The 15,753-nt window shown below is 60.4% G+C and carries 14 protein-coding genes; 8 read left to right on the top strand and 6 right to left on the bottom strand.

The features are described from left to right. Positions 1-185: 185 nt before the first annotated feature. The gene (locus LJE98_RS05995; RefSeq protein ID WP_229574178.1) at positions 186-1,289 is read right to left on the bottom strand and encodes a saccharopine dehydrogenase family protein; all 1,104 of its coding nucleotides are present in this window, start codon (positions 1,287-1,289) and stop codon (positions 186-188) included. A 149-nt stretch (positions 1,290-1,438) separates the two neighbouring features. On the opposite strand from LJE98_RS05995, the gene LJE98_RS05990 reads away from it, so the two are divergent. Next, complete coding sequence (locus tag LJE98_RS05990; protein ID WP_229574176.1) at positions 1,439-1,870, top strand: Lrp/AsnC family transcriptional regulator; 432 nt, start codon at positions 1,439-1,441, stop codon at positions 1,868-1,870. A 6-nt stretch (positions 1,871-1,876) separates the two neighbouring features. Here LJE98_RS05990 and LJE98_RS05985 read toward each other — a convergent pair whose 3' ends face one another. Continuing rightward, positions 1,877-3,220, bottom strand: a complete 1,344-nt coding sequence (locus tag LJE98_RS05985) for an HD-GYP domain-containing protein (RefSeq protein ID WP_324255815.1) — start codon at positions 3,218-3,220, stop codon at positions 1,877-1,879. A gap of 186 nt (positions 3,221-3,406) precedes the next feature. Between LJE98_RS05985 and LJE98_RS05980 the strand changes: the two genes are divergently transcribed. Both LJE98_RS05980 and LJE98_RS05975 read left to right on the top strand, forming a co-directional pair. Further along, a complete protein-coding gene (locus tag LJE98_RS05980) occupies positions 3,407-3,991 on the top strand; it encodes an ATP-dependent Clp protease proteolytic subunit (RefSeq protein WP_229574172.1) in 585 nt (194 codons plus the stop codon). A gap of 308 nt (positions 3,992-4,299) precedes the next feature. Then, positions 4,300-5,673, top strand: coding sequence for a putative bifunctional diguanylate cyclase/phosphodiesterase (locus LJE98_RS05975; RefSeq protein WP_229574170.1), 1,374 nt, complete (start codon positions 4,300-4,302; stop codon positions 5,671-5,673). A 7-nt stretch (positions 5,674-5,680) separates the two neighbouring features. Here the strand turns inward: LJE98_RS05975 and LJE98_RS05970 are convergent, their stop codons facing one another. Next, on the bottom strand, positions 5,681-6,184 hold the full coding sequence (locus tag LJE98_RS05970; protein WP_229574169.1) for a hypothetical protein: 504 nt from the start codon (positions 6,182-6,184) through the stop codon (positions 5,681-5,683). Positions 6,185-6,256: 72 nt separating this feature from the next. Next, the gene (locus LJE98_RS05965) at positions 6,257-6,571 is read right to left on the bottom strand and encodes a helix-turn-helix domain-containing protein (protein ID WP_229574167.1); all 315 of its coding nucleotides are present in this window, start codon (positions 6,569-6,571) and stop codon (positions 6,257-6,259) included. Between the two features lie 167 nt (positions 6,572-6,738). Here LJE98_RS05965 and LJE98_RS20225 point away from each other — a divergent pair, with 167 nt between their 5' ends. Together LJE98_RS20225 and LJE98_RS05955 are read left to right on the top strand one after the other, a co-directional pair. Then, positions 6,739-8,064, top strand: a complete 1,326-nt coding sequence (locus tag LJE98_RS20225; RefSeq protein ID WP_229574165.1) for an SMODS domain-containing nucleotidyltransferase — start codon at positions 6,739-6,741, stop codon at positions 8,062-8,064. Continuing rightward, positions 8,054-8,626: an SLATT domain-containing protein gene (locus LJE98_RS05955; RefSeq protein ID WP_229574164.1), complete on the top strand. Its 573-nt coding sequence runs from the start codon at positions 8,054-8,056 to the stop codon at positions 8,624-8,626. Before LJE98_RS20225 ends, LJE98_RS05955 begins: the two co-directional genes overlap by 11 nt. A 168-nt stretch (positions 8,627-8,794) precedes the next feature. Here the strand turns inward: LJE98_RS05955 and LJE98_RS05950 are convergent, their stop codons facing one another. After that, entirely contained in the window at positions 8,795-10,033 is a 1,239-nt protein-coding gene (locus LJE98_RS05950; RefSeq protein WP_229574162.1) for a saccharopine dehydrogenase family protein, read from the bottom strand. Between the two features lie 50 nt (positions 10,034-10,083). Continuing rightward, complete coding sequence (locus LJE98_RS05945; protein ID WP_229574160.1) at positions 10,084-11,181, bottom strand: carboxynorspermidine decarboxylase; 1,098 nt, start codon at positions 11,179-11,181, stop codon at positions 10,084-10,086. A gap of 419 nt (positions 11,182-11,600) precedes the next feature. Between LJE98_RS05945 and LJE98_RS05940 the strand changes: the two genes are divergently transcribed. The 3 genes from LJE98_RS05940 to LJE98_RS05930 all read left to right on the top strand — a co-directional run bounded on the left by LJE98_RS05940 (position 11,601) and on the right by LJE98_RS05930 (position 15,749). Continuing rightward, complete coding sequence (locus LJE98_RS05940) at positions 11,601-12,779, top strand: benzoate/H(+) symporter BenE family transporter (protein WP_229574152.1); 1,179 nt, start codon at positions 11,601-11,603, stop codon at positions 12,777-12,779. Between the two features lie 473 nt (positions 12,780-13,252). Further along, the gene (leuA, locus tag LJE98_RS05935) at positions 13,253-14,968 is read left to right on the top strand and encodes a 2-isopropylmalate synthase (protein ID WP_229574150.1); all 1,716 of its coding nucleotides are present in this window, start codon (positions 13,253-13,255) and stop codon (positions 14,966-14,968) included. Between the two features lie 4 nt (positions 14,969-14,972). Then, the gene (locus LJE98_RS05930; protein WP_229574148.1) at positions 14,973-15,749 is read left to right on the top strand and encodes an alpha/beta fold hydrolase; all 777 of its coding nucleotides are present in this window, start codon (positions 14,973-14,975) and stop codon (positions 15,747-15,749) included. The last annotated feature ends 4 nt before the right edge of the window (positions 15,750-15,753 follow it).

Raw genomic sequence — 15,753 nt, 5'->3', positions numbered from 1 at the left:
CAGCCGATTTACGCCGTCCCCGGCCTTCGCCATCGGCGTTGATCGGACAGCCGCTCCCATCACGGTTGCGTTGGCTTCGGCAAAAAAGGAAACGGCCAGCCGTTGCTGGCCGGCCGTTTCATCGAGGACCGTTCGGTCCTGCCTCCCCCCGGAGAACTCTCTGTCGGGCATTCAACCCGCTCTGGTCAGCCCGCCCGGGCGACCTTGACGACCTCGGGGTCATAAACCCGGCCGAAGCGGTTGGCAAGGAAGGCGGGAAGGTCGATCTCCTCCTGGCGGACGAAACCGGCCTGCGGCAGCGTTCCGTCGGCGAGCAGGTCGAGAACCGTGCAGATCCCGGCTGCAGTGGTGATCTGGATGGCGCTCATCTTCTTGCCCGCGACGACGCCGGCATAGACCTTGTTGGCGTAGGTTTCCTGCAGATATCGGCCATCCTTCCAGCCGCAGACGGTCACGAAGATCACCACGACATCCTGCATGGTGGCGGGCAGGGCGTTCTCGAACAGGTCTTTGAGCACATCGCGGCGGTTCTTCAGGTTGAAGTCGTTGAGCAATGCCTTGATGATCGCCTGGTGGCCCGGATAGCGGATGGTGCGGTAGTTCATCGTGCGCACCCGCCCGTCCAGTGTCTTGGCCAGCGTGCCGAGGCCGCCCGAGGTGTTGAAGGCCTCATAGGTGACGCCGTCGAGCGAGAATTCCTCGCGCTCTTCCATGGCGGGGACGACGGTGAGCTTGCCTTCGACAATCGCCTCGCAGGGCTCGATGTATTCGTTGATCAAGCCGTCGGTCGACCAGGTCAGATTGTAGTTCAGCGCGTTCGAGGGATATTGCGGAAGTGCGCCAACGCGCATGCGGACCGTATCCAGCGTGTCGAAATGCTTCGTCAGATCCTGGGCGACGATCGAGATGAAGCCGGGCGCGAGGCCGCATTGCGGAATGAAGGCTGACCGGGCGCCACGGGCCAGTTCCTCGACCTTTCGCGTCGTCGCGACATCTTCGGTCAGATCGAGATAGTGCGTCGCGGTGCGGGCGGCGCTTTCGGCGATCGCGCCCGTGAGGTGGAAGGGGGCGGCGGAGAGCACGGCAAACTGGCCGGCAAGCGCATTATCCAGGGCGGCTGCGTCGGAAATGTCGAGTTCAAGCGTCTTCACCGCCGCATGGGCGTCGAGCTTGGACAGCTGTTCTGCGCTGCGGTCGGCGACCGTAACCTGGTAGTCGCCGGTCTCGGCCAGCATGCGGGCAATTGCGCCGCCGATCTTGCCGGCCCCGATGATGGTAACGTTTTTCATGGCTTTGCCCCTCGCATGCAGCATGACCCGTTCAGGACGGGCTTTTGTTTTGGTCGAACCAGCTTGCCCCCATGGCGTGTCGATTCCAAGTGACGATATGAGCGAAATGGGGTATGTGTCTGATCAGATCGACGAATGGAATGTGCAAAATGCAGTTGAGCGACAAGGACCGGGAGCTGCTCTCTCTGCTTTCGGAAAATGCGCGCACGCCGGTGGCCGAGCTCGCGCGGCGGCTCGATCTCTCGCGCACCACGGTGCAGGCGAGACTGGAGCGGCTGGAGGGGCAGGGGGTGATCGCCGGATATCAGGTGCGGTTGTCGGACGCCTATCAGAGCGGACTGATCCGGGCCCATGTGATGATCACGATTGCGCCCAAGGCACTGGCGGCGGTCACGGGCGAACTCAACGCGATCCGCGAGGTTTCGGCGCTCTATTCGGTAAACGGACCCTACGATCTGATCGCGGTCGTGGCTGCGCCGTCGATCTCCGAACTGGACCGGATCATTGACCGGATCGGGGACTTGTCGGGGGTAGAGCGGACGCTGTCGTCGATCATCCTGTCGACGCGGATTGCACGGTAGGACGTCCTACGCCGCCTTCAGATCCGCCCGCGCGAGTGCCCTCTCCAGCGCTGCGATGCAGCTTTCGTCGTGGTGGCGGCCGGCCCCTTCCCAGAGAATGGCGAGCGCTTTTTCGACCGGCATGGCAGCCCGGTAGGGACGATCGGCGGTCAGCGCATCGAAGACGTCGGCGGTTGCGACGATACGGGTTTCGAAGGATATCTCGTCGCCCTTCAGGCCGCGCGGGTAGCCGGTGCCATCGAGTTTTTCGTGATGGGCGCCGCCGATCAGGGCGATATCGGCAAAGGCTGCGATCCGCGAGAGGATGGTTTCGGAGAATTCGGCATGGCGTTTCATCTGCTCCCATTCCTCGCCTTCGAGGCGACCGGGCTTGTCGAGCACGCTGTTGGAGACGCCGAGCTTGCCGATGTCATGCAGCAGAGCGGCGCGCTTGAGACGGCGGCGCCCGGCAAGCGGTATGCCGAGTTCCTCGGCGATCAGGTCGGAGAAGAGGGCGACGCGGTCGCTATGGCCTGACGTATAGGGGCTTTTGGCATCGGTGACGCGGGCGAAGCCGGCGGCGATATCGTCGAGATAATCTTCGTCCGCCAGAACGGCCTGACGGCCGGGCTCCATGGCGAGCACATAGGCTTCGAGGTTGGCCGAGCCGAGTTCGGCGAAAAAGACGGGTGTGGCAAGCGTCTCGAAAATGGCGACGAGATCGGGATCGAACCAGCCGCCGGCGCGCTTGCGCACTTCCTTCAAGGTGGCTTCCGCGCCTTCATGGGCAAAGAAGACGTCGATCACCTGGGCCATCAGGGCGATGCGGGCGAAGAGGTGGATTTCCGCGCCCTTGCGGCCAAGCGGCTGGCCGCCGCCATCGACATGTTCGTCGAGATCGAGAATGCCGCGGCAGACCTCTTCGGAAAAACGCATCTGGCGGGCGATTTCGGCGCCGCGCTGGCAGCGGGTCTGGATGAGGCTGGTGGAGAGTTCCCCGCCATTCTTGACGATGTTGAGGATGCCGCGGAAGCGTTCGGCCAGACCAGTTTCCATGCCGGTGTGGGACAGCACGAATTTCAGGATCTGCGGGAAGGAGCCGTCGACCAGCTTGAAGTCGTGTTTGAACTTCAGGTCATCGGCCAGATAGAGTTCGCAGATACGAGCGGCATTGGACGAACAGCCGAGATCCTTGAGCAGGAGCGTGTAATAGAGGTCGCTCAGTGCCTCTTCGCTGAGACCAAGCGCACGGCCGATGCGCGTGCCGATGAAGCAGCAGCGGACGCAATGGCCGGGGGGCTGTCCCTCGGTCATGTCGAGCGCATGGCTCAGCGCCTCGATTAGTTCGGCAAGCCGGATGGTGTCGGTCACGGGTGGCTCCTCCATGAGCGAAGCCTAGCCTGCTTGCGTTAAGAACGGGTGTCGAACGCGGCCAGTCGGAGCACCGGCGTAACCTCCTGTTCATCGCTTCCGTGCTTGTCTTTTTCCCGCATTGTCTTAAGCCTGCAGACGCACTATGTGCGGATGAGCCAAACGCAAGAAGGACTATCCCCTGTGATGAACGAAGACGAAGACGACAAGAGCAAGGAACTGCCGATCGGCAAGGAAACGGAGGCGAACCTCTTCAAGTCGCGTTCGATCTTTATCTATGGCGGGATCACCATGGAGCTGGCGCAGAAGGTCTGCACGCAGCTCGTCGCGCTTGCTGCCGCTTCGGATGAAGACATTCGCGTGTTCGTCTGCTCGCCGGGCGGCCATGTGGAAGCCGGCGATGCGATCCATGACATGATCAAGTTCATCAAGCCGAAGGTCTGGATTATCGCCACCGGCTGGGCCGCCTCTGCCGGTTCGCTGATCTTCGTCGCGGTTCCCAAGGAGCGCCGTCTGGCCCTGCCGAACACCCGCTTCCTGATGCACCAGCCGTCTGGCGGCACGCGCGGCATGGCGTCCGATATCGAGATCCAGGCCCGCGAAATCATCAAGATGAACGAGCGCCTGATCAAGATCTACGCCAAGGCTACCGGGCAGACCCAGGAGAAGATCGCGAAAGACATCGACCGCGACTACTGGCTGACGGCAGAAGACGCCGTCACCTATGGCCTGGTCGGCCGGATTATCGAAAGCCATGCCGATATCGGCTGAGGTCGATTTTCGGGAAACATCAAGAAAGCCGCCGGAGCGATCCGGCAGCTTTTTCGTATCTGGGCGTTGCTGCGGTCAGACCAGCGGATCGTAGCCGCGTTTGGGCATGCGGTCGCGGAGGGCCGGGGCCGATGCCATCCGGGGCTTTGCGCCGCTTGGCCGACGCCGTAACCGGATAGACCTTGTGCCATGACCCTCGATACATTCCGGATTTTCACGCTTCCCATGTTTTTCCCTTATCCGATTGCTGCTCTTTCCGTTCATGCAGGGACGACCACCGATAGCCCTTCTTTTCCTGGTGACGGCTGATGCGTTCAAGTTCCTCCGATTTCCTCTTCTCACCTTCCTACCAGCGCGCGGCGTCCGACCTGTCCCGCTGGACAGCTGACGGGCGGCACAACAGGCGCGTCAAGAATCTCGTTCTGATCGGCGGCATGGTCGTCGTGATCGTGAGCGCACTCTGGCTCGGGGCCTCGATGACACTTCTGTCAGCGGGGTCCGCCTTGACCGCATCCTTGTCCTTTGCGCTGGGGCTGGCCATGGTGGCACTGGCCTTTGGCAACCGGATCCGGACCGGCGCCCTGGTGATGTCGCATGGGCTCTTGCTGAGCATTTTGCTTGCAGCGCTCTGCGAAGATCCGGCGCCGGGGATCCAGGCCTCCGTACACTTCAATTTCCTGCCGGTGGTGGCCGCCAGCTATCTCGTCTTTCAGCGCGAGGGCTTCTATCTCCGGGTCTTGCTGCCCTCTCTGGGGCTTGCCGGCTTTCTCGGCTTTTCACTCGATATCATGCCGCATGTGGCGATCCCCGGCGTGATGCAGGGGGCGGGGACCATCGAGGTCTTCGCCAATCAGATCACCGGCACGGTCGCGACCTGTGTGGTCGTGCTCATCATGCAGGCCGATGTCGATGCACGCCGGGCGCTGGAGGGCGAGGTCCGCCGGGCGATCGCGCGCGGCGAGTTCGAACTGCATTACCAGCCGCAGGTGGACCTCAAGGGGGCAATGACCGGGGTCGAGGCGCTCTTGCGCTGGCGCCATCCGACAAAGGGTATGGTGCCGCCGAATGCCTTCATTCCGCTGGCTGAGGAGACGGGGCTGATCATTCCGATCGGCGAATGGGTCTTGAGAACCGCCGCTGCCCAGCTGCAGGCCTGGTCCCGCTTGCCCGAGACCCAGCACCTGACCATCGCCGTCAATGTCAGCGCCACGCAATTTCGCCAGCCGGATTTCGTCGAGCAGGTGCGGGCGATCGTGACACTGTCCGGCGCCCGGCCGCAGGCGCTGAAGCTGGAGCTGACGGAAAGCGTGCTGGCCGACGACATGGACGTGGTGCAGACCAAGATGAAGGCGCTGAAGGATTTCGGCATCTGCTGGTCGCTCGACGACTTCGGAACCGGATATTCATCGCTCAGTTCGCTGAAGAACCTGCCCTTCGAGCAGGTCAAGATCGACCAGTCCTTCGTGCGCGAACTGCTGACCGACCCGCGCAACGGGGCGATCGTCGAGACAATCATGAGGCTGAGCGCCAGCCTGGGGCTCGCCGTGATCGCCGAGGGGGTGGAGACGGAAGCACAGCGCGCAGCACTGGAGGCCGCCGGCTGCCAGTGTTTCCAGGGCTACCTCTACGGTCGCCCGGTGCCGGTTTGCGAGCTGTTGGAACAGCGGTCGGCGGCAGCCTAGGCGCCTGTCAGCGCCATTCGTGGAGTTTCTCGCCCGAAAACGGCCTGGCTGTCACCAGCGGCAGGTTGCCCTCCGCGCGCTCGGCATAAGCAAGGGCGTCCGCCTCGTCGTTGAAGCCGATGAAGATCATCGACAGCGATTGCGCCTTCGGGGCGCCCTTCTTGCGATAGGCGAATTTGACCGCGCAATGGGGATAGGCCTCGTTGAGCACGGCACCTTCCGGAAGCGCATCCGACAGCGCCAGATGGGCGCCAAGGCCGAGGAAGCGGTCAACAGCGGCAAAGGCTACCGCCTCCGGCAACTGCTTGTTTTCGGTCGAGCCGGGCGCGCGGCCCCAGAACAGGCTGTCGACCAGCCCCTTCGCCCGCTTCGATTTCACCACGACGAGACCACCGGCCGCGACAAGCTCCAGATGGACGTCCCAGGTCTGGAAGAGGTCGGGGGTGTGGTGGAGTTCCGCCAGCAGGGGGCGGAGGGCGGCGGTGAGGTCGGTGTGGAGGGCAGGGGGCATGGGCGGGTGTCTCGGCGCGTGTGGTATGATGTGTGGCGGCCTCGTAGCATGGCGGGGGCGGGGTGGATATGCTCAGTTCGGCTCTGGCGTCAGATCGACACGGCTTTCCTTGCCATCAGGCGTCTTGAGCACGAGTTCGACGCCGCCGCCGATGGAGCGCATGTAGCGGACCACGGAGGAGAGGAGCACGTCGTCGGCGCGTTCGATTTTCGACACGGTGTTCTGCGTCATGCCGGCCCGGGCGGCGACCTCCTGTTGGGTGGCCTGCATGGCCTTCCGGACCTCGGCCAGCGCCTTGCCCAGCCGACGCTCGTTCCGCTTGGCGTCGAGGCGTGCGCGGACCTCGTCCGGCAGTTCGGCGCGCAGTGTTTTCCAGTCAGTGTCCATGGTGTTTCTCCTTTAGCCATCCTCAACTATCATCTTTTCGGGGAATTATTCCGGGGGACAACCATCTTTCGATGTTTGACGAATGCGCGCTGATGCGTACAAAATAGGAACATGTGTTTGTGTAGCTCTAATTGCCTGGACCTCACTGAGAGGACATAGGAGGCGCAGTGGGTATCGCAGAAGACTTCAAGGCTCTTTTGGACAATATCAAGGTCGACAACGATGAAACGATATCGCTTCGGTATGGTGAAATCACATCGGTTTTGAATAAGCGCTTCCGAGATACAGAGTCAAAAACTGCAAACAGCCTACAAGTTGGATCCTATGGTAGGTGGACGGCCATAAGAGGCATCTCCGACTTGGATATGATCTACATGGTTCCTGCTGGAGAATGGGATAACTATAAAGACGGCAAGCAGTATGAACTTCTTCGCGATACAAAGGACGCCATAAAAGCCCGTTATCCGGCGACCACTGTTAAGGTCGACCGCTTGGTGGTGCGTGTTCTGTACAAGGACTTTCATATTGAAGTCATGCCCGCATTTAGGCAGTCAGATGGAAGCTACAAGTACCCGGACACGGCCGGTGATGGATCATGGAAGACTACCAAGCCGCAGGCCGAGCTCGATGAGATGCAAGCTGCAAATGCCCGAAAAAATAGAAATTTGCGCCGCCTATGCAAAATGACGCGTGCGTGGAAGAACAAACATGGCGTAGCCATGGGTGGATTGCTTATCGATACGCTTGCGTACAATTTTCTCGAGTCGACTGAGGAGTACGACGATAAGAGCTACCTATACTATGACTATATGTGTCGCGATTTCTTCAAATATCTGTCTGAACAACCCAAGCAATCCGAGTATGCTGCTTTAGGTAGCCGACAGAGAGTGCGTGTAAAAAAGCGCTTCGAGAGCAAAGCAAAGAAGGCGTATGAGCTTTGTCTGCAAGCTATCGAAGCCGCTGGGCAGAAAAATGAACGTCAGAAATGGCGGAAAGTTTTTGGCAATGGTTATCCTGCCCCAGTCAAACAATCGGCGGCAGAAGTTGCTGTGGCAAGATATGTCTTCCGCGATACGGAAGAATTTGTGGAGGATCGCTTCCCCGTTGATGTTCGCTATGACATGCGCGTCGACTGCGAAGTTGTCCAGAACGGATTCCGGCCTGCTTTTCTGCGTGATCTTCTCCGAGCGCATGGCATCCTGCACCGAAAAAAGTCCCTTCGCTTTTTCTTGGCTGATGTTTCAGATCTCCCCCCTGACGTTGACATTTTTTGGAAGGTTTTAAATCGGGGCGAGGAGGCGGAGCGCCGTGATATCATACGTGGCCAAATTCTGCCGGATAAGGGCGGTTGGGAGAGGCACGAAAGTAGCGATTTTCGCGGAGAACACCGTGTTGAATGTTATGCTGTACAGAATGGAGTTGTTATCGCAAGAGACGGCGTCCGCGTTCCAATTAGTGCGGAAAGCGCTGAGGTAGACGATTATGCAGCTTGAGCATGATGTCGCCCTTGAGGATCAGATCCGCGAGTGTTTCGGTCGGGTTGTCTACTCGCACAAGACGCACGAGCGGATGGCAGATATCTGTGCTACAAAACTTAACCGCTATAAGGTTTTTCAGATTGTGCTATCCGCTGCCACGAGCACAAGTGCAGTTGGCGCTGTGGTAGCAGACAAGTGGTGGTTGGAAGTCGCGACCGCATTGATTTCTTTTCTCACATTGTTCGTCACTACCTATTTGAAGAACTTTGACCTTGGTGGCACCGTACAGAAACATCGTGAGGCAGCTGCGAAGCTGTGGAATGTTCGAGAGTGCTATCTCTCGCTACTGACGGACTTGCCCACACTCGACAGGTTTGCTGCTGTTGAACGTCGCGATGAGTTGCAGACGATGCTCGCAGCGCTCTACCAAGCCGCTCCACAAACCAACGGAAAAGCGTACAGTGAAGCTCAGAAGCGCCTGCAGAAAATGGAAGATTTGACATTCAGTGCAGACGAGATTGATTGTTTTCTCCCATTGTCTTTGAAGCGCTCAGGTGGTCGTCCGACTACGGCGTAGCAAGCATATGCCGCATTGACGCACCTTCAACCGTGCCGTCTTTCGCTGACGGCAGCAGATCCTCGGGACTGCGCCCGAGGATGACGGCGGTGGGGCTTGTGGGCAAAAGAAAAACCCCGCCGAATTTCTCCGGCGGGGTCCGCATTCCCTCAATCCTCAACCGTGCTCTTAGAACTCCACAGCCCGATCGCCATCCTCGTCCTGGATGCGCGTCGGCAAGCCAATCTTGTTCAGCAGATTGATAAACGGCTTGGGCGGCAGTTCTTCGACGTTGGCCATCTTCTTGACGTCCCATTCGCCGGTCGCGACGAGCATGGCGGCTGCGACCGGGGGAACGCCGGCGGTGTAGGAGATGCCCTGGCTGCCCACTTCGTTATAGGCTTCCTTGTGGTCGGCGACGTTGTAGAGGAAGACGGTCTTTTCCTTGCCGTCCTTGATGCCCTTGACGTAATCGCCGATGCAGGTCTTGCCTTCATATTCGGGAGCAAGCGAGGAGGGGTCGGGCAGGCAAGCCTTGACGACCTTGAGCGGCACCACTTCGGAACCGTCGGCGAGCTTGACCGGCTGTTCGGAGAGCAGACCGATCGACTTCAGCACGGTGAAGACGTTGATGTAGTGATCGCCAAAGCCCATCCAGAAGCGCACGTCGGCGCCGTCCATGTTCTTCGCCAGCGAGTGAACTTCGTCATGGCCGCAGAGATAGGCGCGACGCGTGCCGACGACCGGCAGGTCGTAGTCCTTGCCGATCTCGAACATCTTGTTCACCTGCCATTCGCCGCCCTGCCAGGAATAGACGACGCCGGTAAATTCGCGGAAGTTGATTTCCGGGTCGAAGTTGGTGGCGAAGTATTTGCCATGGCTGCCGGCATTGATGTCGACGATGTCGACGTCGGTCACCTTGTCGAGATATTCGTCCTTGGCAAGGCGGGCATAGGCGTTGACGACACCCGGATCGAAGCCTGCGCCGAGGATGGCGGTGATGCCCTTTTCCGCGCATTCTTCCGCACGCTTCCACTCGTAGTTTCCGTACCACGGGGGCGTTTCGCAGATCTTGTTCGGCTCTTCATGGATCGCGGTGTCGATATAGGCGACGCCGGTGTCCATGCAGGCGCGCAGCACCGACATGTTGAGGAAGGCGGTGCCGACATTGATGACGATCTCGGTGCCGAGCTTCTTGATCAGCGACTTGGTGGCTTCGATGTCGAGGGCGTCGAGCTGGTGGGCTTCGAGCACGCCTTGCTGTTTCATCGCCTTCTTCTCGTGCACGGAAGCGATGATGGCGTCGCATTTCGCCTTGGTGCGCGAAGCGATATGGATGTCGCCGAGCACGTCATTGTTCTGCGCGCACTTGTGGGCGACAACCTGGGCGACGCCGCCGGCGCCGATGATGAGCACGTTCTTCTTCATAATGGGACCACTCCTTGCGTCCAATCGTCAGAACCTGTTCCTGAGGGAGTTCAGGACAGGCTTTGTTCGTAGTCCGTGTAGTCGAACTCACGGACCGTCCTGAGGCTGCCATCCAGTTCGCGGATGGCGATTGCCGGCATTTGCACGCCGTTAAACCAGTTTTTCTTGACCATCGTGTAGCCGGCGGTGTCCTGCAGCGAGATGCGGTCGCCGATGTTCAATTCTGCTTCAAAATTGAACTCGCCGAAGATGTCGCCCGCGAGGCAGGACTTGCCGCAGACCTGGTACCGGTGCGGTCCCTGGTTGGGATGGACCTTCGCGCTTTCCCGGTAGATCAGGAGATCGAGGAGATGCGCTTCGATGGAACTGTCCACCACGACAAGATCCTTGCCGTTGTAAAGTCTGTCGAGCACGGTGACTTCGAGCGTGGTCGACTTGGTGATCGAGGCTTCGCCGGGCTCGAGAAAGACCTGCACGCCATATTCGCCGGAAAAGCGCTTCAGGCGCTCGGCGAATTTTTCCAGCGGATAGTCCTCGCCGGTGAAGTGGATGCCGCCGCCGAGGGAGATCCAGTCCGCCTTTTTCAGCAGGGGGCCGAATTTCTGTTCGATGTCGCCGAGCATCTTGTCGAAGAGATCGAAATCGCCGTTTTCGCAATTGTTGTGGATCATGAAGCCGGAGATCAGGTCCATGACCGGCTCGACCTTCTTCAGATCCCATTCGCCAAGCCGCGAGAAGGGGCGGGCGGGGTCTGCGAGATCGAAGCTCGAGGAGGAGACGCCGGGATTGAGGCGCAGGCCGCGGATAATGCCGGAGGACTGGTTCTCAAAGCGGGTCAACTGGCCGATCGAATTGAAGATGATCTTGTCGGCATGGGACACGACCTCGTCGATCTCGTAATCGGCATAGGCCACCGAATAGGCATGCGTCTCCTTGCCGAAACGCTCATGGCCGAGACGGACCTCGTTCAGCGAGGAGGACGTGGTGCCGTCCATGTAATCTCGCATGAAATCGAAGACCGACCATGTGGCGAAGCACTTCAAAGCCAGCAAGGCCTTGGCGCCGGAGAGTTCGCGCAGGGTCGCGATCTTCTCCATGTTCTGCAGGAGCTTGGATTTGTCGATCAGGTAATAGGGAGTCTGGATCAAGGCCATATCCTTCGTGAACCCAGCCATATGAGGCGGAAGTGAACGGGACGTCCCCGAATGCATCGGAGGGGGGTCCATAGGCAAAAGGGGGCGAAAAGGCAAGCGGAAGCTTGGGTTTTCACCCTGGAGATTGCCTGCCCGATTTCCATGAAGGGCAGATGACGCTGCTGATCACGCAAGTATCGACCTGCCGCCTCGGGTGTCTGCGCGTGCAGCCCTGCTTTCAAGCGTATGGGGCGTGTTCAGACATCGGCATGCGGACACTGACCGGGCGGAGCAGGACCCTGGAGATGGTGCGATCAGGACCGCCAGCGACGCCTGAGCGGTTGCAGGTCTTTCTGCGGTCGCGTCTGGCTTGCCAGACGGACGAAAATTTGTTTCCGCTTTCGTCTATCAAGATCGACTTTGTGAGCCCTGTCATGTTGAAAGACTTTTCCCCCCAGGCCGCCTTCATGGGCGTGCTCGTCGCCTTTGTCGGCTTTGCCAGTTCGTTTGCCGTCGTGCTTCAGGGACTGAAGGGTGTGGGCGCCACGGATTACGAGGCGGCTTCGGGGCTTATGGCGCTGTCGTTGGCCATGGGTATTTGCGGCATCGTCTTGAGCGTGTGGACGAAGCTGCCGGTGTCGGTCGCCTGGTCGACGCCGGGGGCGGCGCTGATGGTGACGGCGGGCATTCCCGTTGGCGGCTTTCCGGCGGCGGTCGGGGCGTTTCTGGTGTGTGCGGCGCTGATCGTGCTGGCCGGCCTGGTCCGCCCGTTCGGGCGGGCGGTGGCAGCCATTCCGGCGCCGATCGCCAATGCAATGCTGGCCGGTGTCATTCTCAATCTCTGCTTTGCACCGTTTCAGGCCGTGGCCTTCGATGCGACGCTTGGCCTGCCGATCCTGGTCGTCTGGGCGGTGGTGGCAGCCTTCAAGCGGCTTTATGCGGTGCCGGCAGCACTGGTCGCCTTTGTCGTGGTCATCATCTTCGGGGTGGATTTGCCCGCGGGCGCCATGGCGAGCTGGGCAGCATCTCTTGCGCCGCCGGTGGCATTCGTGCTTCCGGCCTTTACGCTTCCGGCACTCGTCTCGATCGCGCTGCCGTTGTTCATCGTCACCATGGCCTCGCAGAACATTCCGGGTATCGCGATCCTCAAGGTCAACAAATATGAGCCTCAGCCGGGCCCGATGTTTGCCGTGACCGGGCTGTTTTCCGCGCTGTCGGCGCCGTTTGGCGGGCATGCTGTGAACCTTGCGGCGATCACGGCCGCGATGTGCGCGGGCGAGGATGCGCATCCTGATCCGAAGCGGCGCTACTGGGCGGCGATCATTGCCGGCATCGGCTATGTGCTTCTGGGTCTTGCGGCCGGCGCGGTGACCGGTTTCGTGTCGCTTGCGCCGCCGATCCTCATTCAGTCGGTCGCTGGGCTGGCGCTGATCGGCGCATTTTCGGGTTCCTCGGTTGCAGCTTTCCAGGTGCCGGAGACGCGGGAGGCGGCAGCGGTGACATTCCTGGTCACCGCGTCCGGGATTTCCATTCTCGGGATTTCCGGGGCGTTCTGGGGCCTGATTGCCGGCGTGGCCATGCTGGGGCTGGTGAGGGTTGCACGACGTAGCTGAGAATTTCCGGTGCTTGTGCCTATCCGGCCTTCACCCTTCGCGAATGTCGCGGCCTTTGCCAAACGTCCGGCGGTGCCGCTCGATGGGCTCGTTTCAAGGTGGGTTGAAGAACGTCTCCGACGGAGTCTTGATCCGCTGGCGAATAACGCCCTTGCGCGATTCATTTCATCGCGTTATCTCTTTTGCCATGAAGACCAACGGCACACCCATTGCTGCGACTGAGATGACGGCCCGCGCTGCGGCCTCTTTCGTCGCGTCGGTGCCAAACTCGCTTCTTCTTCTCGGCCTTATCCGCGGTTGCCGGGTCCATTGAGGAGCGCCCGGCGGCCGGGTCAGCCGTTTGGCGATTGCTCCTCGAATTTCCCCAATTGATGTAATCCATCCCTTGATAAGGGTCTGTGCGCGCGTGCCAAAGCTTTGCTGATTTGTTATCAGCCATGGCAGCCGCCCGAGGACGAGAAGAGACGAAGACGATGATTTTGAGAACCCATACCGTCAAGCAGGGCATGCCGGACGCTTCGGCCAAGTACCGCCCCTATCCGCAGATCGCCATTTCCGACCGCACCTGGCCGTCGAAAGTGATCGAGAAGGCGCCGATCTGGTGCTCGGTCGATTTGCGCGATGGCAATCAGTCGCTGGTCAACCCGATGGGCCATGACCGCAAGGCTCGCATGTTCCAGCTCTTGCTGGACATGGGCTTCAAGGAAATCGAGATCGGCTTTCCGTCGGCTTCGCAGACCGATTTCGACTTTGCCCGCTGGTGCGTGGAAGAGGGCGGCGTGCCTGAGGATGTTTCGTTGCAGGTGCTGGTGCAGTGCCGGCCGGAGCTGATCACGCGAACCTTCGAGGCCCTGGAAGGGGCACACAAGCCGATCATCCATTTCTACAACTCGACTTCCGAACTGCAGCGCCGCGTCGTGTTTGGCAAGGATGTCGCCGGCATCAAGCAGATTGCCGTCGATGCGGCGAAGATGATCATGGATATGGCGCAGAAGGCCGGTGGTGGTTATCGCTTCGAATATTCGCCGGAAAGCTTTACCGGCACCGAGCTGGAGGTCGCTCTCGAGATCTGCAACGCCGTCATCGCCGAAGTGAAGCCGACGGCTGACAACAAGCTGATCCTGAACCTGCCGTCGACCGTCGAGATGGCGACGCCGAACATCTATGCCGACCAGATCGAATGGATGTGCCGCAATATCGACCAACGCGAAAACGTCATCATCTCGCTGCATCCGCACAATGACCGGGGTACCGGCATTGCAGCGACGGAACTGGCCCTGATGGCCGGTGCAGACCGTGTCGAGGGCACACTGTTCGGCAATGGCGAGCGCACCGGCAATGTCGACATCGTCACCCTGGCGCTCAACATGTTCACGCAAGGGGTCGATCCGGAGCTGGACTGCTCCGACATCGAGCGGATCAAGGCGGTCTACGAATATTCCAACGAGATGGTCATTCCCGAGCGTCACCCTTATGTCGGTGAACTGGTCTACACGGCCTTTTCCGGCTCGCACCAGGATGCGATCAACAAGGGCATGAAGGCGATCAAGACCGCCAATCATCCGGTCTGGGAAGTGCCTTATCTGCCGATCGATCCTCAGGATGTCGGGCGCACCTATGAGGCGATCATCCGGATCAATTCGCAGTCGGGCAAGGGCGGTATCGCCTATATCCTGCAGGAAGATTACGGCATCAACCTGCCGCGCGCCCTGCAGGTGGAGTTCCGCGAGGACATCCAGCGGATCACCGACGAGGATGGCAAGGAACTGCCGTCGAAGAAGATCTATGAGCGCTTCATCGAGCGCTATGTCGAGCAGCCTGAGGCGCGGATCAAGTTTGTCGATCACCATACCTATCCGGCCGGATCGGACCAGAAGGGCATTCGCGTCGTTGCGGCCGAGATTACCGACAAGGGCGAGACGAAGCGGATCGAGGGCCAGGGCACCGGCCCGATCGACGGCTTCGTCAATGCGCTGTCGACCTATCTCGGCATCGATCTCTCGGTGCAGGATTATTCCGAGCATTCGTTGCAGCACGGTTCGAACGCCGCGGCGATCGCCTATGTCGAAATGGCGCATGCCGGCGGCAAGCTGTTCGGGGCTGGCATCAACACCAATATCGTGACGGCCTCGCTCGAGGCGATCGTGTCTGCGGCCAATCGCGTGCTCGACGAGCAGAAGAAGGCCTAATGCCATGACGCTTTTCGCCGAGGTCCGACATCCGTCCTCGGCGAAGGCTCCGCTCGTGCTGTTGCACGGGTTCGGCGGGATCGGAGCGCTGTGGGCACCGGTCATTGCCAAGCTGGATCCAGGCCAGCCGCTTCTCATCTATGACCTGCCGGGGCATGGGCGGTCGCTCAACGCTGAGGGTGTCGGCCATGCCGGCGTGATGGCCATGGCCATCCTTGACGATCTCGAGCGGCGAGGATTGTCCGCCTTCCATCTCTGCGGCCACTCGATGGGCGGGGCTGTTGCAAGTCTGATCGCGCAGCGGGTGCATGATCGGGTGGCGTCCCTGACGCTTGTGGCACCTGGTGGCTTTGGGTCGGAGATCAACCAAGAGGCTTTGCTGCGTTATGGTTTGGCGGTCGAACCCGACGAGTTGGCCCACGGTTTGGCCGCGATGGTCGCCCAGACTGTTGCGCCCGAGGCGGCGGGTCTCGAACGGCTTGCGGATGCTCGAAGGCTTCCCGGCGCGATCGATCGGCTGATGCAGATCCTCGCGTCTTTCCTGGTCGAGCGTGATGGCTCGATGAGGCAGGGGACGTTACCGCTCTCCACCTTTGCAGGTCTTCAGACCCCCACGCGATTGCTCTGGGGAACAGCCGACCCGATCCTGCCCGTCTCGCAGGCGAAAGATATCTGGCAGGGGGCCGAGGTCACGCTGATCGAGGGGGCAGGCCATATGCTGATCGACGAGGCGCCTGACATGGTGGCGGTCGCGATCCGGGCGGCGTTAGCGGAAGGCTGAAGGC

It is taken from the genome of Rhizobium sp. 'Codium 1' (assembly GCF_020889605.1).
Taxonomy (GTDB): Bacteria; Pseudomonadota; Alphaproteobacteria; order Rhizobiales; family Rhizobiaceae; genus Allorhizobium; species Allorhizobium algae.
The sequence above is the reverse complement of the archived record's forward strand: the minus strand, read 5'-3'. Positions and strand labels throughout refer to the sequence as shown.